A 26,992-nucleotide genomic window follows, 5' to 3' on the forward strand; every position below is an offset into this window, starting at 1 on the left:
TGGCTTCCTATGGATTTGCTCGCCGCAACCAGTACCGTCGCTGTCTCGTCTTATGCGCTGCTCTCGACGGTCTATAAGAGCGTACAGGCGCTCTATGCCACGCCGACAGAGACGCCATCTCCACCGCCCGGACTGCGGCAAACGGCTGCCGGTCTGCCGAGTGTAGATGTCATCGTGCCCTGCTTCAACGAAGACCCGCAAATCCTGTCGGCGTGCCTGCAGTCCATTGCAAATCAGGATTATGCCGGCAAGCTCCAGGTCTTTGTGGTCGATGACGGTTCGGCAAACCGGGATGCGGTTGGGGCCGTCCAGAGGATCTACGCCGATGATCCGAGGTTCAGCTTCATTCTGCTGCGCCAGAACGCCGGAAAGCGCAAAGCGCAGATCGCCGCCATACGCCGCTCATCCGGTGATCTGGTGCTCAACGTCGACTCGGACACTGTCATCGACGCCGACGTGATCACGAAACTCGCATCGAAGATGAGCGATCCTGAGATCGGTGCGTCCATGGGGCAGTTGACTGCCAGCAATCGGAATGACACCTGGCTGACCAGGCTGATTGACATGGAGTACTGGCTGGCCTGCAACGAAGAGCGGGCCGCACAGGCCCGCTTTGGCGCGGTTATGTGCTGCTGCGGCCCATGTGCGATGTATCGCAGGTCGGCGCTCGTTCTGCTGCTCGATCAGTACGAAGCGCAGTTCTTTCGCGGAAAGCCGAGTGATTTCGGTGAGGATCGCCATCTTACGATTCTCATGCTGAAGGCAGGGTTTCGAACCGAATATGTTCCTGACGCTATCGCCGCAACAGTGGTTCCGGACAGGCTTGCGCCGTATCTGCGCCAGCAACTGCGGTGGGCGCGGAGCACCTTCCGCGACACGTGGCTGGCGATGCGCCTGCTGCCCGGTCTCGATAGCTACCTGACGCTGGACGTGATCGGACAGAATCTCGGCCCCCTGCTTCTTGCTGTGTCGTTCCTGACCGCGCTCGCGCAGATCGCTGTCACGGGTACAATGCCATGGTGGACCGTGCTGACGATCGCATCGATGACCATGATTCGATGCAGCGTGGCAGCGTTTCGCGCTCGCGATATTCGATTTCTCGGCTTTTCGCTGCATACGCCGATCAATATCCTTCTCTTGCTTCCCGTGAAAGCGTACGCCCTGTGTACCTTGAGCAACAGCGATTGGCTGTCGCGTAAGGTCACCAGTCTACCGGCTGGCGGTGAAGAACGCCTCGCCGTTCATCAGGCCAACACTCGACGAAAAGCCGCAGCGGGCGCGGGCACTGACGACGCCGTTCGGCGGGTCGATCTTTCGCGCAGGCCGTCAGGCTTGGTGACGAGCGACAACGTTTGCAGCGGCGAGTGACCAAAAGACCGACAACTGGATGGGGTTTCTCGTGACGCAGGGCGCAATGTACCACTTGCTGGAGCGTGAGCTCGCGGCCGATGATCCGTGGCGGCTCGACGGTAATCCGTTCGAACACGAGCGTCACGCGCAAATGCTCCGGATGTCGCTTTCCAGAGGTGCAATTGCAAACGCACTCGAGGTCGGCTGTGCAGCCGGAGCGTTCACGGAAAAGCTGGCGCCCAATTGCCAGCGGCTCACAGTGGTCGACGTCATGCCCCGTGCGATCGCGCGTGCGCGTCAACGAATGAGCAGATGGTCGCACATCACGTGGGTCACCGCCAGCATCCAACTGTTTTCACCCCCGGAGCAGTTCGATCTGATCGTGGTGGCGGAGGTTCTGTATTACCTCGAAGACATACCCCAGATGCGCGAGGCCATCGCGAAGCTGGTGAAGATGCTGGCGCCCGATGGACGTCTGGTGTTTGGGTCCGCGCGTGATGCCACGTGCCGGCGCTGGGGGCACGCGGCCGGTGCCGAGACCGTCATTGACATTTTCAAGGAGACCTTGATCGAGGTCGAACGTCTGCACTGCCAGGGGGATCTGATCGACGAAGGCTGCCTGCTGGTCCAGTTCCGCAGTCCGATCCAATCTTCAGACCAATCGAATCGCCGCGACTAGGCAAGGGGGACGTATGCGTATCTGTGGTATCAAACTAACCCATGACGGGGCGATTGCTGTTGTCGACGACGGGCGGCTTGTCTTCTGCACCGAGCAGGAGAAGCGGAGCAACAATCCTCGCTACCAGCTCATCGACAACCTCGATGCAGTCGTGACTGCCCTCACCGAGCATGGTCTCGATCCGCGGGATATTGATCAGTTTGTCATCGACGGCTGGGACGGGGAAGTCGAGTCCAAATTCCAGGTTCTCAGCGGGGCGGTACCCATCACGCTCAAAGGGGGGCCCTATGTCGAGCGCCATGGCGAGGGACTGCTCGATTCGGTGGACGGCTTTGGCCTGATCCTGGCCAATAAGGTCTTTCCATATAAGAGCTATCCGCATGTCACGGGCCATGTCGCCTCCGCATACTGTACGAGCCCATTTGCCAAAGCCGGGCGACCCGCGTTCTGCCTGGTCTGGGACGGCTGCATCTTTCCGCGCCTTTACTATGTTGAACGCCGCGGCGCGCGCCTCATTGACTGCCTGCTTCCCATGATCGGTCACGCCTATGCTGTCGCAGGCCATCATTTCGGACCTTACAAGCAGGCGAACCGCAGCAATTGGGATTTAGGCGTCGCCGGCAAACTGATGGCTTACATCGCTCTCGGAGCCGTTGATGAAACCATCGTGGCGGTGTTTCAGGAGCTCTACGAAAAACGCTTTGCATCCGATACGGACGAAGCTCGTCGTTATCGTGCCGATATCAACAACGCGGAGTCCTCGCTTGCGGCTCTGCACGACTTCTTCGACGCATGTGCGCTGCGATTGGGCGAGAAGCGGCCGGAAGATGTACTTGCATCATTCCATGAGTTCCTCGAACGCCTGCTCGTGCGGGAAATTGCGCTTGTCTTGCTGCGGCACTCATCACTTCCGGGCGCACGAAATCTCTGCGTCGCCGGTGGATGCGGCCTCAATATCAAATGGAACAGTGCGCTACGCGCGACCGGTCTGTTCGATGATGTCTGGGTGCCGCCGTTTCCGAATGATAGCGGCTCGGCAATTGGGGCTGCTTGCGCTGCAATGGCGGCGCAGAATGGCTACGTTCCGCTCGAATGGTCAGTCTACAGTGGTCCGGCCCTGCAGGCCGGAGAGGTCGCCCCGGAATGGGAGGCCACGCCCTGCAGCATGCAGGAGCTTGCAGCCATTCTCGCCAGCAACAAGCCCGTGATCTTCCTTACCGGACGCGCCGAGCTCGGACCGCGGGCTTTGGGTGGCAGAAGCATCCTTGCAGCCGCAACGTCTCCCGAGATGAAGGATCACCTCAACGACATCAAGCGTCGCGAACACTTCCGACCGGTCGCCCCGATTTGCCTTGAGGACCGGGCACCGGAGATCTTCGATCCTGGAACGCCAGATCCGTACATGCTCTTCGATCATCAGACGCGAGCGGAATGGCGCCATAAGGTCCCCGCTATAGTCCATCTGGACGGATCTGCGCGATTGCAGACCGTTCCCAGGACATCGCAACACAAAGTCGCCGAGCTCCTTGTCGAGTACGAGCGCCTCACAGGCCTTCCTTTGCTTTGCAACACCAGCGCCAATCACCACGGACGCGGCTTTTTCCCAGACGCTGCCGCGGCCTGCCAATGGGGTCGCGTTGAACACATATGGTGCGACGGCCTGCTCTGGACCAAAGCGGTTGTCAGGAATCCGTTGTCGCCTGAACCGCTTCTTTCAGCCTAAGGTAAACATGTCGAGCGTAGCAATCGACCTTGCCGGCGTTAGAAAGTCATTCGACGACAGGATCGTTGTCAACGATCTGTCGTTCAGCGTGGCACGAGGGGAATGCTTCGGTCTGCTCGGGCCGAACGGCGCCGGCAAGAGCACGATTGCGCGGATGGTCATGGGGATGATGGCGCCCGATGCGGGAAAGATTACAGTCCTCAACGAACCTGTGCCGGCCCGCGCTCGGGTGGCACGCCTGCGTATCGGCGTGGTGCCGCAGTTCGACAACCTTGAACTCGAGTTTACGGTACGAGAAAATCTGCTGGTCTTCGGTCGCTACTTCGGCATGAGTTCACGTCAGGTCGAGGCGGCCGTGCCGGAACTGCTCGATTTCGCCCGCCTCCAGAGCAAGGCCGACGCGCGCGTCGCCCAATTGTCGGGCGGGATGAAACGGCGGCTGACGCTGGCGCGTGCGCTGATCAACGATCCGCACCTGCTGGTCATGGATGAACCAACCACCGGTCTCGATCCGCACGCGCGCCATCTGATTTGGGAACGTCTTCGAGTGCTGGTGGCGCGCGGTATGACGATTCTCCTCACCACCCACTTCATGGAGGAAGCCGAGCGGTTATGCGATCGGCTGTGCGTGCTAGAAAATGGAGTCAAGCTCGTCGAGGGCAAACCCCGCTCGTTGATTGATGAGCAGATCGGGTGCGACGTGATCGAAATCTACGGCGGCGACCCACACGACCTGCGTGCGCTGATTGAACCGTATGTACGGCACGTCGAAGCGAGCGGCGAGACGCTGTTTTGCTATGCGGCAGATCCAGGCCAGGTTCGCAGCAGACTGCAAGGTCGGGCGGGGCTTCGCCTTCTGCAGCGCCCGCCAAATCTCGAGGACGTCTTCTTGCGATTGACTGGGCGCGAGATGGAGAAATGAGGATGGTTCAAGGTTATGCGGCGACCTTGCCCGCCAACGCATATAACTGGATCGCGGTATGGCGACGCAACTTTCTGGCATGGAGGAAAGTTGCGATCGCATCCGTTCTCGGCAATCTCGCCGATCCCCTCACCAATCTGTTTGGTCTGGGCTTCGGCCTCGGCATCATCGTTGGTCGTGTCGAGGGTACCTCATACATCGCATTTCTAGCGGCCGGAATGGTCGCGACCAGCGCGATGACGTCGGCGACCTTCGAAACAATGTATGCAGCGTTCGCCCGCATGGACGCAAAGCGCACCTGGGAAGCGATCCTGTCCACGCAGCTTACGCTCGGCGACATTGTTCTGGGCGAATTGGCGTGGGCGGCGAGCAAGTCCGTCCTGGCGGGGACGGCAATCGGAATTGTCGCGGTCATGCTGGGCTATGCGCCGTGGCGCTCCGTTTTCTACGCAATGCCTGCAATTGCCTTGACCGGCGTCGTATTCGCGAGCCTAGCCATGGTCGTGATATCTCTCGCGCCCAGCTATGACTACTTCGTGTTTTACCAGACGCTCTTCATCACGCCCATGGTATTCCTGTGCGGGGCAGTCTTTCCCGCCAGCGAACTGCCGGGCGCATTACAACGCCTGGCGAGCTTATTGCCGCTGGCGCATTCGGTCGACCTCATCCGCCCGGTGATGCTTGGGCGGGCCGATGGTGGCATTGCCCTGCACATCGCAGCGCTGTGCGTATACGCGATATTGCCGTTCCTGGTTTCGACAGCACTGTTCCGTCGGCGCCTGATGCGTTGACCTCACGTGAGGCTGAAGGAAGAGGTTACAAAGGATGCGGCCTGCGGTTGGGGTCGCGGCACCTCGGAACGCCGCAGCATGACACGTCGGGCGCACACCTGTCTTCGGACGGACAATGCCAGTCAGTGCCAGGTCGCAGCCCAGGGCATGCCGTCTCGGCGCCACGAAGCAAGAGAGGCGCGATTGATTGATCGCAAGTCGCCAAGTCGGGCGAGACTTGTGAGGAGCTCGGTTGGGATGTTTGTCGCGCGGGTTTCAGGAGGACTTCGAGGGGACAGCCCAATTTATTGTGGGATAGGCAAATCCCGCTTCCGCGACGCCTTCTCTTATCCAACCCATATCCCGGAACGAGGCAAAGCAAATGCTCACTGGTAACTCGACGAACGATCGCTTCGTTGTTTCTCGACGACGCACAGGGTTCGGTGATTGCCTATGGTCCCTGGCCGCAGCGTGGCGGTATGCGCGGCGAACCGGGCGCACGCTTGCCATTGATTGGCGGGGCTCCTGCTATCTCGATCAACCATTCACCAATGCATTTCCAGTGTTCTTTGAGCCGGTTCAGGAGATCGCCGGTGTGCCGGTCATTTGCGATGATCGGATCAATCAGTTTGCATTTCCGGGCCCGTTCTTTCCGCAGTGGTGGAATAAGCCACCGATCGAGTGCGTTTATCGGCCAGATGAGCAGATTTTCCGAGAGCGCGACGAACTGGACAAGCTGTTCCAAAGCGAAGAGGACACCGACGCCAATACGGTAGTGTGTGACGCCTGTCTCATGTGGCGTTGCGATTCTGACGCCGAGCGGCAGATATTCCGGAGTGTCAAACCGCGATCGGAAGTGCAGACCCGGATTGACGCGATCTACCGCGAGCACTTTGAGGGGCGCAGCATCATCGGAGTTCACGTCCGTCACGGCAACGGCGAAGACATTATGGGACATACGCCCTACTGGGCGGACCCGACACTCGCTTTGCGCCAAGTCTGTGCGGCGATTGATAAAGCCAAGGCGATGCCTCACCCAAGACCCGTACGGGTGTTCGTGTGCACGGACAGTGAGCTCGTCCTTGAGAAGATAACAGGTATATTTCCTGATGCTTTCACGACCCCAAAGCGGTTCCAGGCGCCTCATGCCGGACCCTTGCATAGTGCAACACTCGGAGCAGACGGCGGCTTTTCGGCCCTCATCGAGATGTATCTCCTGGCGAGGTGCGAAACTGTGGTTCGGTTTCCGCCGACCAGCGCGTTCACCCGCTATGCCAGCCTGTTCGTCCCGCGTGTGATCGAGTTCGATCTAAATGACCCGAGCCGCTTGATCGTGATTGAACAGCCGGCGACGGAGTGTGCCGATTGATGGCGATCACAGCTGTGCATTTGTGAGCTCGGCAGCATCCGCGTCAGTCGCCCCGGCGATCCTCCATTGCGAGAATCTGTCCCTTCACAATAGATGACGCTGGGTGCAAGTGTGATTTTTGGCGGGGCGGTAGCTTGAAAGGCGACGGCCTCATCAAGCTGACGGAGTGCGAACAAATGGTCTTGCTTATGCATGGCGCGCGGCCAACGCGTGCGTACCAAGCGAGGCCGGAAAGACCAATCGCGACCCGGCCGATCTGACGGGTCTCCATCACGAAATCTTACGCATCGCGTCCGACGCCGGCATCCAAGAGCCTCAAGCCGGAGCGTCAACGTATCAATGGCCGGTTTCCGACGCCAAATCGGGGAGCGACGCTGTGCGTGCAACGGTCGTGCACACTCGTATGAACCGACGCGCAGTGTAGAGTTGTTGCGGGCGGATCAGCTTTACGACGTCTCCCTCGTTTCGTGGTGTTAGCGGCAGACCAAACTTTGCAATGTCATATCGATGCAAAGCGCAGTCGTAGGCAAACCTGACGTAGAAGCATGTCGCGTCAGATTTGTGCTTGCGATCGTGCGCGGTTGGAAGCTGCGGCGACGCGCCTTCTTGACGCAGCACTCCGATCCGGCCAGAAGTAGCTCGTCTGCGCTCTCACAACCAGCTTGCGGATGCGATCGGGCGAGGCCAACTCTATCGGGTCAATGAGCGTGGGCCGGCAGCCTGTCGGGCACGCGCGAATTATAGATGAGTTCGATAGCGCGCGACGGGCAAGATGTGTCGGTTAACGTCGGATGGATCACATGGCGCGCGCCGCCATGCTCAAGGGGAGGGCGCGTGCCCTACGGTTTGTCATTGTCAGAATGCAAACGCGCAATGTCTGGAACAGAACAGGCTGTGCGCGAACGCGACATTGGGCTGCAAAACCGACGCGGACATCGTCTGCCTTGCCGTGGCCCAAATCCTGCAATGCATTCGGGAGCAGGCTGAAGGATGGGGAGGCGTGCTTGAATCTCAATTTCGCAAATGCCGATCCGGCAGCCACCGCGCCTTTGGTGAGGGGCGTGGCTTGCCCGTTTCATGCCGATCAAGCGCGCGTCCGACCGGGAGAACAGAAAACGCTGTTGCTGACAGGGGCATCGCGCGGCATTGGCCATGCGACCGCCAAGCTGTTTTCGGACGCGGGTTGGCGTATCATTTCCTGCGCGCGCCAACCGTTTGATGGCAGCCGGTGCCCATGGGAATCAGGGACTGACGATCATGTCCAGGCCGACCTCAGCGACCATCGGATGCTCCCGCGCGCCATCGCCGAGGTCAAGGAGCGACTTGCAGGGACACCGTTGAATGCGTTGATCAACAACGCCGGCATGTCACCGAAGACACCAGATGGCACCCGCTTGACATCATTGGCGACGTCTATCGAAACCTGGATGCAGGTGTTTCATCTCAATCTGGTGGCGCCGATCCTGCTCGTACAGGGTTTGTTTGACGAGCTGAAATCAGCGTCAGGTTCGGTCGTCAACGTGACCTCGATCGCCGGCTCACGGGTGCATCCGTTTGCGGGCAGCGCCTATGCGACGTCGAAGGCTGCGCTTGCAAGTCTCACGCGCGAAATGGCGCACGATTATGCGCCACACGGCATTCGCGTGAACGCGATCGCTCCTGGCGAAATCAGGACCGAGATGTTATCGCCGGACACGGAAGCCCAGCTTGTGCCAAACATCCCGCTACGTCGGATAGGCACGCCCGAAGAAGTCGCCAAGGTCATCTTCTTCCTATGCTCAGATGCGGCAAGCTATGTCACGGGTACCGAGGTGCCGATTAATGGCGGCCAGCATCTGTAGCCGGCAGGATCCGGCAATTCATAACTTGATTTGAGCAGATCAATGGATCTCGCGTTCTCCGCCGATAACGTGCAGCGATCCACGAACATGAAGATGGCGGATCAACGCTTTGTGAAGTTGCTGTCGCGCCATGAAAGGATGTCATCTATCTATGTCATCTCGTCAAACTGGGCGCTAGATTGAGCATGACATGCAACACGAAGCTCGCAGACCCGAACAAGATGCCAGGCAGGATGATCATAACAACGGAGACCTTCGCATGCTGCATATGGCTTGCGCGCGCGAAAGATCACAGTCAGAGACAGACCGCGAGATCTGTGTTGAGCCGCGGCGCGAGAGTGCGCTGAGCGGCATCTTTGAAATATCGAAGGTGCTCGCCGCTCCGTGCCGGCTCGAAGTCACGTTGACCAATGTCGTGGATCTGCTGCAATCGTTTGTGCAGATGCGACACGGCATCGTCTCGCTGTTCGACGATGATGGCATGCCGGATATCACGGTCGGAGCCGGCTGGAGCGAAGGCAGTGATGAGCGTTATCGGATGCGTCTGCCACAGAAGGCGATCGATCAAATTATGGCGACGGACAGGCCGCTCGTCGCTCAAAATGTGGCTGCTGAGCCGGCCTTTACTGCCGCGGACCTGGAGGTGCTTGGGGCGTCCGACAATCAGCCGGTCTCCTTCATCGGTGTGCCCATTCGCATCGACGCAAAAGTCGTCGGGACCCTGACCATCGACCGCATTCTCGACGACAGGTCGGACGTTTTGCTCGATTACGACGTACGTCTGCTGACCATGATCGCCAATCTGGTCGGGCAGACAGTGAAGCTGCATCGCCTGTTCGCCTGTGACCGCGAGCGACTGATGACGGAAAAGGACCGGCTGCAGAAGCAACTGCTCGAGCTTAAGCCGCCCGCGCGGGAACGTAAGAAGGTTCATGTTCAGGGCATCATTGGCGACAGCCCGGCTCTGCGAGGCTTGCTGGACAAGATTGCCGTGGTTGCCAAGTCTAACAGCACGGTTCTGCTGCGCGGCGAATCCGGAACGGGTAAGGAGCTGGTCGCCAAGGCTATTCACGAGCTCTCGCCGCGTGCCAAGCGGCCCTTCATCAAGCTGAATTGCGCTGCCCTCCCGGAGGCGGTGCTGGAGTCCGAGTTGTTCGGTCATGAGAAAGGTGCGTTTACCAGCGCGTTCAGTTCGCGCAAGGGACGCTTCGAGCTCGCCGACAAAGGCACTCTGTTCCTTGATGAAATCGGCGAGATCTCGCCCTCGTTTCAGGCAAAGTTACTACGCGTCCTGCAAGAGCAGGAGTTTGAGCGCCTCGGCAGCAATCAGACCATCAAAGTCGACGTTCGCGTGATTGCGGCAACCAATAAGAACCTCGAAGAGGCGGTCGTAAGGAACGAATTCCGCGCCGATCTGTATTATCGGATCAGCGTGGTTCCTCTGCTGCTGCCGGCGCTGCGCGAAAGGCGCAGTGATATTCCGCTGCTCGCCGTTGAGTTTCTCGCCGCTTTCAACAAGGAGAACGGCCGCGCGCTGACGTTCGATACCAGCGCGATTGAGGTGCTGATGAACTGCGGATTTCCTGGCAATGTCCGCGAGCTTGAAAATTGCGTCGAACGCACTGCCACTCTGGCGCCGGGACCTTCAATCGTCAGGAGTGACTTTGCATGCTGCCACGGTCAATGCCTTTCCGCGATGCTGTGGAAGAGCAAGCCGGAAGAGGCGACGCCCCAACCGGGACTTGCTGCGCCAATGTCGGTGAGGCCGGCCACGCGGCCCACTGAAGCGGCTGCGCCGCTCGTACCTGTCAGCGATGATCGGCCTCCGCTGCCTGCTGCCGGCACAGCTCTCGTGGCGGGCGGGAAGACGGCCGATCGCGAGCGCGTCATTGCCGCGATGGAACGGTCGGGCTGGGTGCAGGCAAAGGCAGCACGGCTGCTTGGACTAACGCCGCGGCAGATTGGCTATGCATTGAGGAAATATGGAGTCGAGATCAAGCGCTTCTGAACGCAAGAGCGCGTCGCGACGGCAATCAAGTGAGGCAAGCGGTCGGCACAGAGCAAGGCTCAAGGGTTCGCGCGGACTCCTGCATATGATTAGTCGCAGCGGTGAAGCGCGTCAAAGGCTGCCCGTAGGTAGTTAACTGGACGCTGAGAGCGCCGCCAAAGCGGCGCGATCACCAACGGCCCACCACGTCAAACCTGTCGTCCGTTGGGCGCTGCGGCCTTGCTGCCGCTGCCGGACCAGCGTCGGGATTGGCGCCAGCAACACAGATTCCATTTTGAATGGTGCGCCGTAGCTGGCAGGTCAACTCCACATCAAGCAGGCCGAACCTGCTGTCGCACCCACGACGAATGTCGGAGTTCTGTCGTCGCCGGAGCTTGGGCTGGTTATGCTGGAATCTCATAAGTCGCTGTATTAATTGATCTATTCTTGGAGTCTGCAATGGTACGACACTTGCTGTTCCCGTTGGCTGTCGAAGCCTCCGGAGAACAACATGCACACCGTCGTCTGCATCAAGCAGGTCCCCGATTCCGCGCAGATCCGCGTTCACCCAGTCACCAATACGATCATGCGCCAGGGCGTGCCGACCATCATCAACCCGTACGATCTCTTTGCGCTTGAGGCCGCACTGGAGCTGCGCGATCGACTCGGCGGTGAGATCACGGTGCTTACAATGGGGCCGCCGTCGGCGGAGGATTCGTTACGCAAGGCGTTGACCTTTGGCGCCGACCGCGCCGTTCTGCTTACCGATCGCTGTTTCGCCGGCTCCGATACGCTGGCAACGACTTACGCGCTGGCGACTGCGATCCAAAAGATTGGTCAGGAATATGGCGCGCCAGACGTCATATTTACCGGCAAGCAGACCATCGACGGAGATACCGCGCAGGTCGGGCCCGGCATCGCCAAGCGGCTCGGCGCCCTGCAGCTGACCTACGTCGCCAAGATCAGAGATCTGGATTTGACAGCGCGTACGATCGAAGCGGAGCGACGCTCCGAAGGCGGCGTCCAAGTTCTGCAGACCAAACTGCCATGTCTCATTACGATGCTCGAGGCGACCAACCAGATTCGCCGCGGTGCAATGGCCGATGCATTGCGCGCCGCTCGCGCGTCAATCGTGAAATGGAGCGCGCAGGACGCCGGCGTCGAGGACCTCTCCAAATGCGGACTCAAGGGCTCGCCGACCGTCGTCAAGCGTGTGTTCGCTCCCTCTGCGCGCGCTGAAAAGGCGGCGCTGGTGGAGGCGGCCGAGCAGCCGGCGCAAGCGTTGATCGATGCCATTTTCAAGCACCAGCCAAAGCTTGAGACCGATCTTGCGACACTCGTCCGCGATGTCTGATCCGCAGGATCGTTAGGCGATGGGCCACGTTGTCGGAGCAGCGCGTTGCCGGCGAGTGAGCATACCCTCGTCAAAAGGGCTGTTCAGTGCGTACAGCGCAGCTCGCGGGTCGCGAATATTCTTGTATCGCATGACGGCTCGCTGAACTGTCTCCCCAGCAGAGCGCGTGTGGTATACCATCACATCACTTCAAGGTGGCGCGATACGTCGGCCCCTGATAATGAGTTCGCTCTGTTTCAGGCCGAGGATGCAGCCGGGTCGAGGCCGACCTCTGCGAGGTGAAACGGAGCGCCTGCCAGCCGAGCCACAGTCAGGTCAGAGGCCCAGCGATACCGATCCACGAATCTTAACCGGAGCAAGTCGATGATCGCGATGATGGTCGTGTCCTCGCGGCGCGGGCGTCAGCACCAGCAGTGCGCTGATGGCGATCGCGAGCGGGGTCGAGAGTCCATCCGCCAAGACGGCCCCTGACGATTCGCGTCAGGGGCCGTCATGACGGCCAAGCGATTGGGGCTAGCGCGGTGTGGCTTGCAAAGCCCCGGTGGGTCGTTCGGGCCGCGCCGGCTTCGTAACTCTCGAGGGCTTTTTGGTTCCGGGATAGACGGTAAGTGCCGCAATGATGCCGAGCAGGGCCGCGAACATCAGCCAAAAGCCGGGCGAAGCCTTATCGTCAGTTTGATTGATGAGCCAGGTCGAGGCAAATGGCGTAAAGGTGCCAAACAGGGCGGCCGCGAGCGCAAAGGCCAGGGAGAAGCAGGTGGTGCGCACATGCGTCGGTACGATCTCAACAAGCGCGCCCAACATGGTGCCACTGTAGATGCCGAAATAGAATGAGAACATCATCGCCACTGCCAGCATCTTGGCGAACGAGGGCGCGCTGACGAGCCAGGACAAGGCAGGATAGGTGGTCACCAGCGCGAGCCCCGCAATGGTCAGCAGAACCGGCTTGCGGCCGATTCGGTCAGAAACGGCGCCGCCAACCGGATTCCAGATGAAATTGGTGACGGCAACCAAGAGTGTCACCAAGAGAGCGTCCTGGCTGGACAGTTTCAAGACACTCTTGCCAAATGTAGGCATGTAAACCGTGACGAAATAGAAGGTCGTCGTGGTCAGGATTGCGATCATCATGCCGAGAATGACCACGCGCCAGTTGGCCAGCGCCGAAGCAAACACCTCGCGGGTCGTGGGATGCTTCTTCATGGCCAGAAATTCCGGCGTTTCCTCCAGCGTCCTTCGCAGGAAGAAGATTAGCGGAATAATGAGGCAGCCGAGAAAGAACGGGATGCGCCAGCCCCAAGCGGCCACCGTTTCGGCCGGAATCGATTCGTTCAGGACGTAGCCTATGATCGCTGCGACGAAGATCGCGACCTGCTGGCTGGACGACTGGAAGGAGGTGTAGAAACCGCGCCGGCCCGGCGTTGCGATTTCCGACAGATAAACCGAAACGCCGCCAACCTCGACGCCGGCAGAAAAGCCCTGCAGCAACCGCCCGACCAGCACGATGATGGGCGCTGCGATGCCGATTGTCGCGTAAGTCGGACAGAAGGCGATAATCACGGTGCCGATTGCCATGATCGAGAGTGTGACGATCAAGCCTTGCCGACGTCCGAGCTTGTCGATATAGGCTCCGAGCACGATCGCGCCAACCGGACGCATCAGGGCGCCGAGCCAGAACACGCCGAAGGTGTTGAGCAGCGAAGCTGTTTCGCTCTCCGAGGGGAAGAACGCCTTCCCAATGGCGCTGGCGTAAAAGCCGAACAGAAAAAAGTCGAACTGCTCGAGGAAATTGCCGCTGGTCGCACGCAAGATCGCGCCGATGCGCGACTTGGCCGTTGCATGCGAATTGGACGCTTGTGACACCGCGAGTTTCCTTCCCATCTGAAATGGCCGGTTGCGGAAGACCCTCTCGCCGGCCGAGCTGTAATTCGGGCCGGGAATTGCCATGATTGGGTATTGCCGACCGGTCGGACAGCGCCTGATCTTTTCGGCATATTTTCGGCGGTTGCCGCGTGGTTACACAGATTATCAAGACCAGTTTTTTTCTGTTACGTCAGGAACCAATCGCGGAGGAAGTGGCAGCTTTGGCCGTTGGTAGGCGCACATCATCGACCGCCCGCGCAAACTTCTCGCAGCTGCGCGATCGTCAAGCTGTTTAGCCGAATCAGGCCTGCCTGAGCAGGTCAAACCTCCAAGGCGATCGTGCATCTTGTGATGGACGGCGTGGATGTGACCGTTCTCGTCGATGACGTAGCTGCACACCAAATATGCAGGTGCAACCCAAGGTTCACGTCATCAATCGGCGATGTCCTCATATCGGCGGTCGAAAATCGAGAAGCCAACGGATGCGTACAACTTCACCGCCTTCGGACTGTCGAACTCGTCGGTCCGAAGCCAAATCCGGCCTGGCTGGCGAGCCCATGCAATTGTAAGGCATTTCGACAGAAAATAACGTCCAAGTCCTTGCCCTTCCAGTTGGGCATCGATGCCGAAGAACAGGAGCTCGACTTCGCGGTCGGATTGTTGGCGGAATTCACATAGACCGCGGGCAACATCGCTGACACGCAGCACGAGCGTCATCAGGTCGTGCGCGCTGATCAGCTGCGCTACCTCGGCCTCGGATGCCTTGGTGCGAAGGTCCCATTGAACGCGATCCCCGACCAGACGGAATAGGCGCAGGTAGTCCTTCACAGCAAGTCGCCGTCCGGTAATCGAGAGCGGCAGCGCTGGCGCTGGAAATCTCATGACCTTCGATGGATCTGTCATCTCAAGATAGGTAACCCACGCCTTCATTGGCTTCGACCGTGTGAGCTGACAACAAGCGGAACCTGGTCGTTCAAGGCAGAAGGCCCATCGTGGCGAACGATCGCAACGACAAGCACCGTCGCCGGAGGTGGGTTTTCTGGACCGCCTTGCTCGTCAACAGTCACCGGCTCGCCAAGGACATGATAGTCCGTTATCGGGAGGCTGGATCGCAATCCGATCTTCAGGTCGGCACCGCGCGAACTGCCGTTATAGGCTGAGACACTGGCCAACTGCGGCACGGCCAAGACCGACGATAGATCATCCCTGATCCGATGCTGACAAAGTCTGATCCGGGAAAACGAGGTGATGTGAAATGGAAGCAGGAGCGTGGTCAGTCCGCCGACGCCTTGGACGACCAGGTTCATCTGACTTGTTCGCTTTCGGGGGAGCGGTCTTTGTGCGGGCCCAAGCGGGCTGCGCGCGTGGTGTCTTTCGTCGCGCTCTGGTGGGCTGCGACGGCGTCGGGATCAATTGGGTGGGCGATTCAGTTCGTCTTGCTCTGCGGCTGTGAGCGGCTTTGCGATATTTCTCAGGATCGTGGCGCGGCACCTGGCAAGCATTTCCTTCGTGTACACCCGGCCGAAGTAGTCCAGAAGGAAGGTGCCACGATAAGTCGGATCATTGACGACGCCGCTGATCAGGCGATCGAGAATTGCGCCGGCTTCGCGAACGCGACCGCGATAGCGGGCACGGATAACATTAACAGCGTTCATCGAATGAACCGCCTCGTCGGCGATCAACTCCCTCAGCCAACAAACGAAGCTCTGGTTCTGAAATACGGCATAGAAATCCTTATCCGCAGCGTAAGCGCGGCAAGTACACATTTCATCGAATGCGATCACGACCATCAGTGCGAATTCGTCCTTCAGAAATTCGGTGATGTGACTAAAATCATGCGGTCGAGCGTCCAGTCGCTCCCAAAGATCCCTTTCGGATCCACCAGCGACCAGTTCAATGATGCGGATGAAGCCATTGGTGTGGCGCTCCTCGTCCACCGTCCAGGCATTAAGAAACGCCTCGGCTTCGCTGGTCGCAATCAAGTGGCGATTGGATAGCTCTGCCTGCAGATACCTTGCATCATATTCCGTGTACAGGTCTGGCCACAATTTGTCCCAGCGAGCGCGGACAACTGGTGGTTCGGCGGCGAACATCGCCGGCGTCAATGAATTGAATAACCCTTTCGCATCCCAATTCCGCCGAACCGGCGTGATCATCTGATTGCTCCGAACCGGTGCAGGCGATCTGCCAGACGCTTGTTATCTTGTTGAATGATCGCCGCGCATACTGTGCTACGCACAACATGCTGTCGCCTGTCGATTTGGGTGGGATGCAGCTTCGCATCGATGCTCGGTGAACGCGTCGGGCAGGCTTCCTGGATGAAGCAAGCATGCGCCAGATCGTCGCGAGCAATTTGGCGGGCACGGAACCGGTGCGGGCGTGACAGCGTCACTTCGCAAACCTGACCTACGAAGTCGTGACGTTCGATAGGGTTCAGAACCGCTTGCGAGCCGCTGCGACAGCTGCTGCTGTCCGAATGTGAACGTTCCTGATGTTTGGAATCCGCCAGGATGTTCGCGAACACGACATCAGGCAAGTCGGCCAGTTGCGTGGTCTATGGTTCTTGTAGAGGAGAAGAGTATGCAACTCAGTGGCAAAGGCCTGTCGATCCTGTTGTCCTTGCTTATGGCTGCAGCCGTGAGCCCGATCGCCAAGGCCGATGAACCATCGCCGAAATACGTTGAGGTGCTCAGTGCACTGCAAGCCGGCAAGAATGTGAAGCTGATCCTGGACCTCAGTCGTTGTGCCACCGTCGATGGGGGCAAGCCGGGGCCGGCCACGCAGGGAGGGCTGGTAATCAGTGCCTTCAGGGTGACCAGCCAGAATGGTATTAGCTTTGCCAATGCGCATCAGACCTTGGATAGTTCCGGACGCCCGGTGACGGAGTACATCCGCCACAGCCTCAGCCGCGAAGGCAGGCTCACCGTGCGGGCCGCTAAGCTGGCCGCGGGGGCGACCGAGGTCGTGAACCAGGGCGAATTCGTCTGCGAACTGCCGGACGGCGCCAAGTTTATCTGGTAATTGGAGAAGCACCGCGCACCCGACGGGTGCCGCTCTTCCAGCCTGATCCGCGAAACGTTCGTCGCAGCCATGTCTCGGTGGCCGCGATCGCAGGTACGTCCGGATAGTTTTTTGGCCTTCCTCTCGTGGCGGCTAGCCGCCACGAAGTTGGTTCAGTTTGGCGAGGCCGCACTCGACCAGGTGGTCCTCCGCATAGAGGTGTTTGTCGAGCGAGTATTGGACGGACCGCGCGGAGAGGGAGGTGGCATGAGCGTATGTCGGCTGCTGCGCCGCGGACGTCATCTGTCGCGACATCTGCGATAACTTCGGTTGGGCTCTCTCGAGCGACGAGTTCGCTTGGGGAGCGGCACCTTTTATCGGGATCTGGATCCCCTGTTGTCACTGGGAGGTGCGCGACTAGATTAATCTTGCCGCTTGCTCGCCACCAGGGCCGCTCCTCTAATCGTGCTCGTCGGCTGTGCGAGCTGCATGCCCAACAAATTGCTATTGATTGGCGGCGCCTTACAAGCGGGCGGCGACGGAAATATCCGTCGCTGCCCCATCAAATTGAAGGCAATCCGCCTCAGATCCGTGATGCCGTCAGATTGTCAAAATTGACGGAATTGCGAGGGCGCCGCGACGCTTGTGGCGGTCAGCGAAGGCAAATATCGCGCAATATACGCGCACTCTCGCAACACTGATGTCGTTTGCGGGTTCTTACTTTCCTCTTGCAAACCTGCCTTGTCCCGCGAGGTGCGCCGTATACCTATCCGGTTGATACCCGCACCAAGTCGTGCCACTGTTGTCACTGGAGACGCCGCAATGACCGAATCTGTTCGAAGCGCAGAAATGCTGCGGCTCGCGGCCAAATACGTCTGGTGGACGCCCCCCCGACATCGTCGTGTCCGAAGGAATGTCAAGGCTCGTTGCCAATGTGATGGAGATGGGTACGTGGGAAGACGGCACCGCGCTCATCGAATGCGTCGGAGTTGACGCGTTCAAGGAGGTTCTGAAATCTCCGCCAGCCGGCGTAATCTCCAATCGATCGCTCGCTTTTTGACATTTTCGATTGGGCGAATGTGGAACATCGCCGAGGTCGAGTCGCCGGTTTTCCTGAAACTGGACTTGCTCATCGTGCCACGGCGTCAGCCCGCAGCACCTGCAAGCGTGCCTCAACGAGTTCAGCTTCCGGTTCGGCTATTCTGTCCGTTAACGGCTTCCGCGCTCTGCTCGGGGTCGCTGGTGAAGCCGGCGCGCCGGCTTACGAAGCGCCTCATTGGGGCGAGGGGCATCCTACATATCGCCAGATGAGTGAAAGAAGCTGATCGGGCTCTTGCTCGTCGTGAGGGCGCAGGCGCTAAATTCACCGTATCTTGTTTCCCCATGAATGGCGTCCCCTGCGCCAGCAAGTGGACTGTGCGTTCATGTGTCCGATTCCTCGGGCTAGTTGGTGATCTGTGAGCAGCGCTTTGAGCACCACGATTTCAACTACCTCTGGTTAGCGGAAGTGGCAAACCGTCGCTTCTTAGCCGTCGCCATTGTTCACTTTCTGACCGCCCATCAATCCTGTCGGATTCAAAACATTTGGCGTGATCGGTTAGTTGCGCACCTTCAACGCATACTCAGTGTCTTACAATGTGAGGACGGGTTGGCACGGCGGTTGCTCTGAGCATGCTACAACGCGGAATGAGGCGAGGGCATGCGGAGGCGCGCCGCTTTCCTTCATCTTAATGCGTCTCACATGCGTGCAACTTTTCGCAAAGCTGCCGATAGGAGAGTAACATTGCTGCCTGCCGCTCGTCCCGATCTGCAAACATGCGGCACGCCGATAAGGAGGTCGAACTGACCAAGACGCTGGCCACGAAGCTCAGCCGCAACTCGCTGCAACGCGACAACGTCGTGAGACATGTGGACTTGCATCGCGCGATGCATGGGCCGACCGGGCGATCACAGCCGCAAGCACACATGTCGGACGACGTTCTACTGGTCTCTTTGGCTCACCACGATCTCTTGCCAACCGCCAGAGCTATTGAAAACGAAAGGCACCCATCTTGGTTAGCTCCTGTTTTGTGTCTTTCCCGCTTATCCAGGGAAAGCTCTCGTGCATAGTTGGGGTCGCATGACGTCGTCTCTCGCTTCTCACTCTAAGATGCAGCAACCTTCCGGGCTATCAGCCGGCGATCACCCGGTGCACCAAGCTCGGGCCAGGTTCGGCCCCCATCCGTTCGCTGCGGAGATGTCCAAAGAGCAGCTTGCGACCCTACTGCCTGAATACTTCGCGATGTCACAGGCGTTTCCGTATCTGCAATCGGGATCACAAAGCGATCTCATCTTCGATGCAATGCATCGCAATCGAAGCGTGCCGAAGGACGTTGAATTAACCAGCGTGGTCGCAAATTTCATCTGCTGGGACGAGACGGGAGGCCATGGTCGCGTTCTCAAAGGCGGCAACGCTGCGTTGCCCGATATTCTGGACACAGACAGCTTTCACGCCAATCTCTTTAGAAGAGACGCGTCGCGGCTGCTCGGCCGGCCGATACAGCCTAGTTACAGCTCCACGACGCGCCGGTACCTGCGAGCGCTGTATCATGGCTTGTCATCTACAGACGCCATAGTGCGTTGCGCCTACATGGTCGCGTTTGAGCTGCACGCTGCCGAGATGATCCAGGCGCTGTGGGGCAGTGTGGTTAAAACCTTTGATGTTCGCTCTGACGACCTTGAGTATTTCCGAATCCACGTCGGTGGAGAGGATCCCGCGGAGAAGTACCATGGTGAGATGACAAGCCGCCTTATCAGCGAACTGGTCCCCATCGACGCCTATAGCCGTTTCTCAGATGAGTACGATCGTGCGTACCGCCTCAACTTGGAATGGTGCCGCAACGTCGCTCGATCCGGCTCTCCTGGTGGAGACGATCGGCTCGAGATTGAGCATTACGGTCGCTGCCACTGCGGATCTGTCAAATTTTGCGTCCGTGCGCCGCAGGACGTAGCTGCAGTGAGCTGCAATTGCTCAATCTGCGATATGTCCGGATTTCTGCACCTGCTCGTTCCTGGCGACAAGTTCAGAATCGAGTGCGGCGAAGAATTCCTAACGACATACAAGTTCAACAGCAATATTGCTCATCACACCTTCTGTCGGATTTGCGGCGTAAAGCCATTTTACCGGCCGCGGTCAAATCCTGCAGGATTCAGTGTGAACGTTCGCTGCCTGGATAAGACCACCATCGAAAGCATCACAGTGGATGAGTTCGACGGTGAGAATTGGGAGCAGGCGATCCGCTCATGGCAGATACAGTAGGCTTCCCTAAATTCGAATCGTTGAATGAACCTGAAAGGCGTGCACAATGAACGATAAATCCAGCCTGCTTATAGAAGAAGCTCTCGCGAAATACCGAGGCGAGCTAAGAGATAAAGGTACCGTCCTGGTTAGTCCCGGGGTGCTCTTCACCCAAGACGACCTGGCGGAGATCAATCAGCTGCAGTCAGATATCCCTGAAGAGGTGGTTCTACAGGGAGATGCTGGAGACTCTCACAATCTGTTCGTGAGGCGGCTCCGCACAGATCACCCCGGCCGTCGTCCCAGCAACGTAAATGGGAAATCATCAGCGCGGATCATCGAACTTCTCGAAAGGAAGGACCGTAGTTCCGTGCTTAAGAAGATCTTCGGAGCATCGTCAGAGTACGTCGTCCGGCGATGCCAAATGCATCGCATGCCGCCTGGGTCCTTTGTCGGCATTCATTTGGATGCTGAGAGCGACCCAGACTTTGAGTATTCTGTGATTGTTCAGCTCGCGAAAGACTTCGAGGGTGGTGAGTTCGTCGTATATCCAACCGGGCGCGAGCCCGAAATATTTCGTCCATCGCTAGGTACGGTGGTTATCACCACGTGCAAGTTCCGCCACGAGGTCAAGCCCGTGCATAGCGGGGAACGCCGCTCATTGGTGTACTTTTGTTCGAGGCGCGGCGGTGCAAACCGCCGGATGATCGAAGACGTCGTAGTTGCCGGATAATCCAGGCCAGCTGAGAGGAACGGTCGGATTCGGATCCGGACGAGGACGATTGATGTATGCCGGCAATCTCTGGCATGCTGAATAGGCTCGAGCTGGGCCTTCAAGTCGTGCATGAACGCCGTACCGGTGTGCGAGCCACGGTTGCCCACATGCCAAGAAACGATCAGTTCGGAGTCTGGATCCATCGCGGTCCACGTCCAAACGTCGCCAGCATCGGCCGGGGCTGACTTGGCGAACTTGACATTCCTGGCCTTGGCGTAGCTGAACGACCAGATTTCATCACACTGGACGGGCTTTGAGGGCACGTTGCGCCGGTTGCGTCATACCCCTCGCGGATTTGGACGCGGGTTTGGAGCGACAGCTTGTTCATGCCCCGAGTATTTATGCTTAGCGTCAATGTGAAAATTCATTTACTTGACTTCCCGCAACTCCCTCTCTCCCGGACGGCTCTCCGGACCTGCTAGGTTCCAAATCAGTCCTTCAAGCTCATCAAGGGGCAAATGGAGGCTTTTTGCGATGTCGTTCTTCGTAGTTCTCTCGCTCCATAGCTGTGTAAGCACCTTTCGCCAAATTGCTGACGTTTCTCTTTGAATGCCATTCGGTTCTCCGTCGCGATATCCCCATTTGCCCAAGTCCATGATGATCGACTTGTAACGCCAGTCTGACAGCATGCCTAAGGCATGCAGACGATATGAGAGAGCCATCGCGGAAACGCGCCACCTGGACTTCGCTCCTAAGATCGCCTGCGTGGAGATTGGTCTTTGAACTTGGGCCCGCACATCTCTTGAAGGCATCAAAAATGCGGACGCGAAACCGTTGGCCTCTCGTTCGGCAGCTCTCGTTTCTTTAGGGTCACCGTGCTTGTGCATTACGAGATGGCCAAGCTCGTGAGCCGAGTCAAAAATACTGCTTTCCGCTGTCTTGAAATTGTTCAGGAAAATATACGGCTTATTATCTCGCCAGAATGAGAACGCATTGACTGACGCGGTGTTCTCGGCAAGGGAAAAAATCCGCACTCCTTTGGTTTCCAGAAGGGCCAGCATGTTGGCTATTGGGCGCTCGCCCAGTCCCCAGTGCTGACGAAGCGCCGCAGCAGCGGATTCCGGCTCGGTCTCATAGCTTAGATCTATCAAACTCGGCTGGGGAAGCTGAAAGCGCTCTTCTACCCATGCGCTCAACTGCAAGCCCATCGTGCCAGCGGCAATAGCCGCATCGCGCTCCTTCGCGCTCATTTTAGTGAAGCTGCGAAAGCTAACCGCGCCTGTGTCAATTTCTTCCGGATCACGGTCGAGGAAAAACTCACGCGGAAACTCTAAAGCCTGCACAAGTTTGTCGAATGTTGCGGCATCAGGCACGTTGGTGCCCTTCTCCAGCCGAGATATTGTTAACTCGGCTAGCCCTGTCTTTTCCGCAAGCGCTCGCGCTGTCAGCCTTCTGCGCATTCGCGCAAGGCTGAGCCTCCTAGGATTGAACATCTACTTACTCAGAGCTTGCGCGCAATCTGCGGATCAAATTCGACGGGCGCGTCCGGTGTATCTTGCAGGAGCCCAGTCCCATCGTCGTCAGCTCCGTAGGATAGATAGATGCGCTCGATCATGGCTGTGAATCCACCGCCTTTCACCACAGGCCTAGATAACTCAGCCGCCCCGTTTTCATCGACCATAAGGTAAAAGAACTGCCATTCCCCTTTGGGACGCGGCGCATACTGGGGAAGCTGCTCGAACAATCCGGGCTCGGATGCTCGCTCAACACCGCTTCCTTTCTTCGTTCTTGGTTGAGGTTTATGGAAATCCACGCAGGCAAGATCGACGTTGCAGAAACTCACCACCAGTTTGAGTCTGTCGTTCCGGATCGTTTCTACCCCATTGGTCCGATCCACTCGCCAATCGGCTCCGACGAAGCGGTGTCGGAGCGCCCAAATGCCGTGGTGATATGAGAACGTGCCGGGTGCGTTGGCGGCATGGAACGCCGTCGCATTGGCCCTTTCGTGCACTGCAATATCACGAACCTCTAGCAACTTATTCTTGTGGAGAGTTAGTTCCTGCAACCTAGGCGTCACTTCCCAAGGCTCGCGCAGTATGATGGCTTGGACGATATCCATAGAGCCCTCGATGTTGATTTTCTCGCCCTACAAGTAGGTCACAAAAATCAACATTACAAGAGGCCGCCACGAAACCCACGAAAACCGTTCCCACGTTGGGAATTTTTAAATTGATCCCATATTGGGAACATGCTATGGCAATGAACGTAATAGCGAGGAGGGCGCTCAAAGTCTTTTGGGAGCGGTACCCCCAAGCAGAGACCCCTTTGGGAACTTGGTACGAAATCGTTTCCAAAGGTAACTGGGGTGGCCCAGCAGACCTGAAGACGGCATTTGGGAACAATGTGGACTTTGTTGGAGATAATCGGGCCATTTTCGATATCGGCGGCAACAAGTACCGCCTCGTGGTCCATTTCTCCTACAAGTTCAAAACCGGCCTGATCAAGTTTGTAGGCACGCACGACGAGTACAACGGAATTAATGCGGAGACTGTGTGATGATGGACGTAAGGCCTCTCCACAACGAACAGGACTACGACTGGGCGATCCGCGAAGTAACCCGTTATTTCGAGGCAGAGCCCGCTCCAGGCACGCCCGATGGTGATCGTTTCGAAGTCCTTTCCTCACTTATTAAGGAGTACGAGGATGGGCACTTTTCCACGCCTCGCGGCGACCCGGTAGACGTTCTCCATTTTGCGATTGAGTCTATGGGCAAATCTCAAGCCGAACTCGGCAATCTTATCGGGCGCAATCGCGCATCTGAAATACTGAACCGAATTCGACCTCTAACGCTGGAAATGATCCGCACCATTAGCAAGGAGTGGAACATTCCAATTGATGCCCTGACGGCTCAATACGAACTAGCCCGCGCATACGCCTAAATTTTGAAGGCCCCGCTTAGGCGGCGCCCTTTTCTTAATTGGCCAAAATACTACTTGCCCCAACGCTTTGACGACCGGGGCCAGACAGATCAAGCAGGCACGACCCAGCGGTAGATACCCGATTTGTGGGCGTTCGTGCTCAACCTCGGAAAGAGTCGCCATGATCCAAATCGGATTATCTCGGTAGTCGATACTGCAAATTGCGAGCCGACAGCCTGTCGTGCGCGATCACCAGACACTCTACCGTGCCTGCATCTTGGTCGGCGGCGAGCGGAATGAGCCCTTCCTTGCGTGTGTCGTCGAACAGCCATCCCCTCTTGGCGAAATGGTCAATTGCAGCTCGCAGGGAGCTTGATCGAACGTCCCGTACAGACGAAACCACGCAGGAATCAGAATAGTCGGAACCGAGCAGCCGGGCTGCGATGCTGTGCAACACCGAGCCTCCACCCCACCGGCCGTTCGCCTCATTGAACAGCAGTCGACCGTCCGTCGAGAAGATGGCGTCGATGTTGATCAAGCCGCGGTACCCCAAGGTCCGCGCCAACTCTGCAAATCGATAGGCGTGAGCGTGAGCGATCGAGCGTTGACGATTGCTCATGTCACTTGGAAGCTCGAGTCCGGTCCAGACGAGAGCTCTTTCCGACCGATCTTTGCTTCGACGCAGACGGATGTCTCCACTATTGACGTATGTGATTGCACCTTTTTCCTCGATCTCGAACTCGAGGTAGAACATGGACCGAGCCAGGTGGTACGATTCAACAACCAGCGTCCTGCATGACGGTGTTGTCATCTCGGACCAAACTGCATCGGGATCAAACGTCGGCCAATGGACTCGCCGAGTTTCTCTTGCGCCGGGGAGCGGCGTGGTCTTCTTGCTGGTTAGGACGATATTCCCCGCGCCGCCGGCTCCGTTGTCCAGTTTTAGGATCACGTTGCCGGTCTCAGACCTCAGGCAGGTAACGGCTGCGAGGAGTTCGTCCGAGCTCGTCGCTACGCATCCATTGGCCAACGGAAGGGCGACACTCGTTGCCAACTGACGAAAGTGGCTCTTGCGATTCAGTAGGTCGGGCCCTCGCTGAAGAGCGAACTTGTCCCCGTCCTTGGCTATGCCGAGCACGGCGGCCAGCCGGGCAACACCTTCAGTTGCGTAGCAGGCGGATATCTTCCAATGTGTATTCTGACGAACGATGTGGCTTATTCGTTCGACAACAGCATCGGACTGTAGGGTGACATCACAAAGGACCGGATGGTCGTGCGCGCCCTCAGGAACAAACAGCAGCAGGCTCGCAGGATCGAACTTAAGCGTCGAGCCAACGAATGACAGCAGATCTGCTGGGATGGGGATCGGCGAGACAATCAAGTCACCCTCCTGTGCCAGCCACACCGAGCGCCAGGCCGACTTCGCGGCAAGCGAAAGCTGGATCGCCGTCAAGTCGGTCCCCGACATTTGAGCCGTACCGGCGTTCATGATGAGGATCTGAGGCATCAGCTGTCTCGGGCGCTTTTGGCTTTGTTGGCCGCAGAGGGCCGCCATCCGTGACGACAAACACCTAGCCGCAAATTCGCGTGGTCTTTTTGATCGCCGCGACTTTCATCGCGGCGAGAATGAACGTCGTCCGTGCCTGGTTGAGGGATGCCGTGCCGATTCCAGGTGACGGAGTTCAATTGTTATCGCCTTGCTGTGGTGATCGCGTACCGAGTTGCTTCAGCATGAAGTGCTGGACCTTACCCAGCGCCGTTCGCGGCAATTCTTCTGTGAAAATGATCTCGCGCGGCACCTTAAAGCCGGCGAGTTGCGATCGCAGATGGGCGATCAGCGCTTCAGCCTCAATTTGTGCTCCAGCTCGTTTGATCACATAAGCGACAGGAACTTCCTCCCAGCGTGGGTCCGGACGACCGACAACGGCGCAGTCCGCGACGTCGCCATGCTCCCTGAGCACACGCTCAACTTCGGCAGGAGAGATATTCTCCCCACCGGAAATGATCAGATTCTTCTTGCGATCTTGGATCCAAAAATACCCATCACCATCGCGTCGTCCGATGTCGCCGGTGCGATACCACCCGCCATGTAGGGCCGCCTCGGTTGCTTGTTTGTCACCCCAATATCCGCAGAAGACGTTGGGGCCGCGCACCACGATCTCGCCTGGGCTATCCGGGGGCACCGTGGTGCCGGCATCATTGATGATCGCTGCTTCACAGCATAGACCGGGCAAGCCGCTCGAACCCTCGTGCGCAGGATCGCCGCCAAGCTTCGTATAGACAGCAATGGGGCAGGTCTCCGTCGAACCGTAAACCTCCAGAACCGGCACCCCCCGCGCGGCAAAACGGTCGGTAAGATGCCGCGGCACCATCGTTGAGCCGGTGCAAATTGCTTTCAGCGAGGACAAGTCCGTCGTCGGCCATGATGGATGGTTTGTGAGGGCCTGAATCGCTGCCGGCACCAATGCCGCAAGCGTCGGCCGATCGCGCTCAAATGCAGCGAGCGTCGCCTCCGGCGTAAACCGCGCGTGGAGAGTGATGGTCGCGCCATTGTGCAAGGCTGGCGTTGTCTGGATATTGAGGCCGCCAACGTGAAACAGCGGCAATACTGTCAAGACATGATCCGACGAACTGAGGTCATGCATGTGCTGACTCATGACCCCATTCCACAGCAACGCGTCCTGCCGTAGCACGGCGCCTTTCGGCCGACCGGTGGTGCCGGAGGTGTAAACAATGAGAAGCGGGCAGGAGAGGTCCGCACCCGGATTGCGACCATCGCCGGGGGCACGGTCCAGCAGGCTGTCCCACTTGCTGCCGCCGGGAGGCGCAAAATCCAACCCGACAACGGCGGTATCAGGCGATTTCTGTGCAAGTGCGGGCAGCAGACCGTCGAACGCCTGCTCGAGAAGCAGCACCTTGGCCCCGGCGTCGGACAGGATGAAGAGCTGCTCGGTGACAGCAAGGCGCCAATTCAACGGCACGACCATGGCTCCGAGCCGTGCACAGGCATAAAGCAGCGCCAGATAGTCAGGCCGGTTGAAGCTGAGAATCGCGACCCGGTCGCCTTTATCCACACCGAGCCGGCTTTTCAAGGCGCCAGCGATCTGCCCGATCCGTTGATTGAAGGCCGCATAACTTAAAGTCTCGCCCTCGAAATGGATCGCCGGCCTGTTGGGAGCGAACGCCGCATTACGCTCAATCAGTGTTGCGAGATTCATTTCCGTTCC

At 58.3% G+C, this 26,992-nt stretch carries 23 protein-coding genes and 1 pseudogene; 14 read left to right on the top strand and 10 right to left on the bottom strand.

Features of this window, described 5'->3' with window-relative positions; translation table 11 throughout:
* Nucleotides 1-9 precede the first annotated feature (9 nt).
* From nodC to P6U30_RS11635, 9 genes are all read left to right on the top strand, one after another.
* Entirely contained in the window at nt 10-1,368 is a 1,359-nt protein-coding gene (nodC, locus tag P6U30_RS11595) for a chitooligosaccharide synthase NodC (RefSeq protein WP_407169220.1), read from the top strand.
* Between the two features lie 19 nt (nt 1,369-1,387).
* On the top strand, nt 1,388-2,029 hold the full coding sequence (nodS, locus tag P6U30_RS11600) for a nodulation methyltransferase NodS (RefSeq protein WP_407169221.1): 642 nt from the start codon (nt 1,388-1,390) through the stop codon (nt 2,027-2,029).
* A gap of 13 nt (nt 2,030-2,042) precedes the next feature.
* On the top strand, nt 2,043-3,752 hold the full coding sequence (gene nodU / locus P6U30_RS11605) for a nodulation protein NodU (RefSeq protein ID WP_280985599.1): 1,710 nt from the start codon (nt 2,043-2,045) through the stop codon (nt 3,750-3,752).
* Between the two features lie 7 nt (nt 3,753-3,759).
* On the top strand, nt 3,760-4,674 hold the full coding sequence (gene nodI / locus P6U30_RS11610; protein ID WP_280980504.1) for a nodulation factor ABC transporter ATP-binding protein NodI: 915 nt from the start codon (nt 3,760-3,762) through the stop codon (nt 4,672-4,674).
* A 2-nt stretch (nt 4,675-4,676) separates the two neighbouring features.
* Nucleotides 4,677-5,465: an ABC transporter permease gene (locus tag P6U30_RS11615; RefSeq protein WP_280973089.1), complete on the top strand. Its 789-nt coding sequence runs from the start codon at nt 4,677-4,679 to the stop codon at nt 5,463-5,465.
* A gap of 361 nt (nt 5,466-5,826) precedes the next feature.
* Nucleotides 5,827-6,813 (top strand): nodulation protein NodZ, encoded by a 987-nt coding sequence (locus tag P6U30_RS11620; RefSeq protein WP_407169222.1) that lies wholly within the window; start codon nt 5,827-5,829, stop codon nt 6,811-6,813.
* Nucleotides 6,814-7,862: 1,049 nt separating this feature from the next.
* Nucleotides 7,863-8,654 carry an SDR family NAD(P)-dependent oxidoreductase gene (locus P6U30_RS11625; RefSeq protein WP_280978199.1) on the top strand — a complete coding sequence of 264 codons (792 nt, stop codon included), beginning with the start codon at nt 7,863-7,865 and terminating at the stop codon, nt 8,652-8,654.
* Nucleotides 8,655-8,922: 268 nt separating this feature from the next.
* Nucleotides 8,923-10,662, top strand: coding sequence for a nif-specific transcriptional activator NifA (nifA, locus tag P6U30_RS11630; protein ID WP_407170434.1), 1,740 nt, complete (start codon nt 8,923-8,925; stop codon nt 10,660-10,662).
* Nucleotides 10,663-11,152: 490 nt separating this feature from the next.
* Entirely contained in the window at nt 11,153-11,995 is an 843-nt protein-coding gene (locus P6U30_RS11635; protein WP_280973086.1) for an electron transfer flavoprotein subunit beta/FixA family protein, read from the top strand.
* 513 nt (nt 11,996-12,508) lie between these two features.
* Here the strand turns inward: P6U30_RS11635 and P6U30_RS11640 are convergent.
* The 5 genes from P6U30_RS11640 to P6U30_RS11660 form a co-directional block, all read right to left on the bottom strand.
* Complete coding sequence (locus tag P6U30_RS11640; RefSeq protein WP_407169223.1) at nt 12,509-13,873, bottom strand: MFS transporter; 1,365 nt, start codon at nt 13,871-13,873, stop codon at nt 12,509-12,511.
* Nucleotides 13,874-14,287: 414 nt separating this feature from the next.
* Nucleotides 14,288-14,683: an N-acetyltransferase gene (locus P6U30_RS11645; RefSeq protein WP_280980500.1), complete on the bottom strand. Its 396-nt coding sequence runs from the start codon at nt 14,681-14,683 to the stop codon at nt 14,288-14,290.
* Nucleotides 14,684-14,781: 98 nt separating this feature from the next.
* Nucleotides 14,782-15,162, bottom strand: a complete 381-nt coding sequence (locus tag P6U30_RS11650; RefSeq protein WP_280973084.1) for a hypothetical protein — start codon at nt 15,160-15,162, stop codon at nt 14,782-14,784.
* Between the two features lie 102 nt (nt 15,163-15,264).
* Nucleotides 15,265-16,011 carry a hypothetical protein gene (locus P6U30_RS11655; protein WP_280973083.1) on the bottom strand — a complete coding sequence of 249 codons (747 nt, stop codon included), beginning with the start codon at nt 16,009-16,011 and terminating at the stop codon, nt 15,265-15,267.
* Nucleotides 16,008-16,391 carry a hypothetical protein gene (locus tag P6U30_RS11660; protein ID WP_280973082.1) on the bottom strand — a complete coding sequence of 128 codons (384 nt, stop codon included), beginning with the start codon at nt 16,389-16,391 and terminating at the stop codon, nt 16,008-16,010. Before P6U30_RS11660 ends, P6U30_RS11655 begins: the two co-directional genes overlap by 4 nt.
* 44 nt (nt 16,392-16,435) lie before the next feature.
* On the opposite strand from P6U30_RS11660, the gene P6U30_RS11665 reads away from it, so the two are divergent.
* From P6U30_RS11665 to P6U30_RS11675, 3 genes are all read left to right on the top strand, one after another.
* Entirely contained in the window at nt 16,436-16,876 is a 441-nt protein-coding gene (locus tag P6U30_RS11665) for a VirK family protein (protein WP_280973080.1), read from the top strand.
* A gap of 2,215 nt (nt 16,877-19,091) precedes the next feature.
* Nucleotides 19,092-20,153, top strand: coding sequence for a GFA family protein (locus P6U30_RS11670; RefSeq protein WP_280973079.1), 1,062 nt, complete (start codon nt 19,092-19,094; stop codon nt 20,151-20,153).
* A 46-nt stretch (nt 20,154-20,199) separates the two neighbouring features.
* Nucleotides 20,200-20,865 carry a 2OG-Fe(II) oxygenase gene (locus tag P6U30_RS11675; RefSeq protein ID WP_280973078.1) on the top strand — a complete coding sequence of 222 codons (666 nt, stop codon included), beginning with the start codon at nt 20,200-20,202 and terminating at the stop codon, nt 20,863-20,865.
* Nucleotides 20,866-20,954: 89 nt separating this feature from the next.
* Here the strand turns inward: P6U30_RS11675 and P6U30_RS11680 are convergent.
* From P6U30_RS11680 to P6U30_RS11690, 3 genes and pseudogenes are all read right to left on the bottom strand, one after another.
* A pseudogene (locus P6U30_RS11680) lies at nt 20,955-21,176 on the bottom strand (IS1 family transposase); the annotation flags it as partial.
* Nucleotides 21,177-21,275: 99 nt separating this feature from the next.
* Entirely contained in the window at nt 21,276-22,340 is a 1,065-nt protein-coding gene (locus P6U30_RS11685; protein ID WP_280985596.1) for an ImmA/IrrE family metallo-endopeptidase, read from the bottom strand.
* 8 nt (nt 22,341-22,348) lie between these two features.
* The gene (locus P6U30_RS11690) at nt 22,349-22,966 is read right to left on the bottom strand and encodes a hypothetical protein (protein ID WP_280973077.1); all 618 of its coding nucleotides are present in this window, start codon (nt 22,964-22,966) and stop codon (nt 22,349-22,351) included.
* Between the two features lie 140 nt (nt 22,967-23,106).
* Between P6U30_RS11690 and P6U30_RS11695 the strand changes: the two genes are divergently transcribed.
* Both P6U30_RS11695 and P6U30_RS11700 read left to right on the top strand, forming a co-directional pair.
* Entirely contained in the window at nt 23,107-23,403 is a 297-nt protein-coding gene (locus tag P6U30_RS11695; protein ID WP_280978196.1) for a type II toxin-antitoxin system HigB family toxin, read from the top strand.
* Nucleotides 23,403-23,786: an XRE family transcriptional regulator gene (locus tag P6U30_RS11700; protein ID WP_348637516.1), complete on the top strand. Its 384-nt coding sequence runs from the start codon at nt 23,403-23,405 to the stop codon at nt 23,784-23,786. The genes P6U30_RS11695 and P6U30_RS11700 overlap by 1 nt, the downstream gene beginning before the upstream one ends.
* Before the next feature lie 175 nt (nt 23,787-23,961).
* Here the strand turns inward: P6U30_RS11700 and P6U30_RS11705 are convergent, their stop codons facing one another.
* Nucleotides 23,962-25,272: a hypothetical protein gene (locus P6U30_RS11705; protein WP_407169224.1), complete on the bottom strand. Its 1,311-nt coding sequence runs from the start codon at nt 25,270-25,272 to the stop codon at nt 23,962-23,964.
* A gap of 175 nt (nt 25,273-25,447) precedes the next feature.
* On the bottom strand, nt 25,448-26,983 hold the full coding sequence (locus tag P6U30_RS11710; protein WP_280973075.1) for a class I adenylate-forming enzyme family protein: 1,536 nt from the start codon (nt 26,981-26,983) through the stop codon (nt 25,448-25,450).
* Nucleotides 26,984-26,992: the final 9 nt, after the last annotated feature.

The sequence above is a fragment of the Bradyrhizobium sp. ORS 111 genome, assembly GCF_045571485.1.
Lineage (GTDB): Bacteria > Pseudomonadota > Alphaproteobacteria > Rhizobiales > Xanthobacteraceae > Bradyrhizobium.

What these genes read in the sequence shown, in the direction of transcription:
- nodC (WP_407169220.1), top strand. Translation starts at nt 10, where the DNA reads ATGGATTTGCTCGCCGCAACCAGTACCGTCGCTGTCTCGTCTTATGCG.
- nodS (WP_407169221.1), top strand. Translation starts at nt 1,388, where the DNA reads ATGGGGTTTCTCGTGACGCAGGGCGCAATGTACCACTTGCTGGAGCGT.
- nodU (WP_280985599.1), top strand. Translation starts at nt 2,043, where the DNA reads ATGCGTATCTGTGGTATCAAACTAACCCATGACGGGGCGATTGCTGTT.
- nodI (WP_280980504.1), top strand. Translation starts at nt 3,760, where the DNA reads ATGTCGAGCGTAGCAATCGACCTTGCCGGCGTTAGAAAGTCATTCGAC.
- P6U30_RS11615 (WP_280973089.1), top strand. Translation starts at nt 4,677, where the DNA reads ATGGTTCAAGGTTATGCGGCGACCTTGCCCGCCAACGCATATAACTGG.
- P6U30_RS11620 (WP_407169222.1), top strand. Translation starts at nt 5,827, where the DNA reads ATGCTCACTGGTAACTCGACGAACGATCGCTTCGTTGTTTCTCGACGA.
- nifA (WP_407170434.1), top strand. Translation starts at nt 8,923, where the DNA reads ATGGCTTGCGCGCGCGAAAGATCACAGTCAGAGACAGACCGCGAGATC.
- P6U30_RS11635 (WP_280973086.1), top strand. Translation starts at nt 11,153, where the DNA reads ATGCACACCGTCGTCTGCATCAAGCAGGTCCCCGATTCCGCGCAGATC.
- P6U30_RS11640 (WP_407169223.1), bottom strand. Translation starts at nt 13,873, where the DNA reads ATGGGAAGGAAACTCGCGGTGTCACAAGCGTCCAATTCGCATGCAACG.
- P6U30_RS11650 (WP_280973084.1), bottom strand. Translation starts at nt 15,162, where the DNA reads ATGAACCTGGTCGTCCAAGGCGTCGGCGGACTGACCACGCTCCTGCTT.
- P6U30_RS11655 (WP_280973083.1), bottom strand. Translation starts at nt 16,011, where the DNA reads ATGATCACGCCGGTTCGGCGGAATTGGGATGCGAAAGGGTTATTCAAT.
- P6U30_RS11665 (WP_280973080.1), top strand. Translation starts at nt 16,436, where the DNA reads ATGCAACTCAGTGGCAAAGGCCTGTCGATCCTGTTGTCCTTGCTTATG.
- P6U30_RS11670 (WP_280973079.1), top strand. Translation starts at nt 19,092, where the DNA reads ATGTCCAAAGAGCAGCTTGCGACCCTACTGCCTGAATACTTCGCGATG.
- P6U30_RS11675 (WP_280973078.1), top strand. Translation starts at nt 20,200, where the DNA reads ATGAACGATAAATCCAGCCTGCTTATAGAAGAAGCTCTCGCGAAATAC.
- P6U30_RS11685 (WP_280985596.1), bottom strand. Translation starts at nt 22,340, where the DNA reads ATGTTCAATCCTAGGAGGCTCAGCCTTGCGCGAATGCGCAGAAGGCTG.
- P6U30_RS11690 (WP_280973077.1), bottom strand. Translation starts at nt 22,966, where the DNA reads ATGGATATCGTCCAAGCCATCATACTGCGCGAGCCTTGGGAAGTGACG.
- P6U30_RS11695 (WP_280978196.1), top strand. Translation starts at nt 23,107, where the DNA reads ATGAACGTAATAGCGAGGAGGGCGCTCAAAGTCTTTTGGGAGCGGTAC.
- P6U30_RS11700 (WP_348637516.1), top strand. Translation starts at nt 23,403, where the DNA reads ATGATGGACGTAAGGCCTCTCCACAACGAACAGGACTACGACTGGGCG.
- P6U30_RS11705 (WP_407169224.1), bottom strand. Translation starts at nt 25,272, where the DNA reads ATGCCTCAGATCCTCATCATGAACGCCGGTACGGCTCAAATGTCGGGG.
- P6U30_RS11710 (WP_280973075.1), bottom strand. Translation starts at nt 26,983, where the DNA reads ATGAATCTCGCAACACTGATTGAGCGTAATGCGGCGTTCGCTCCCAAC.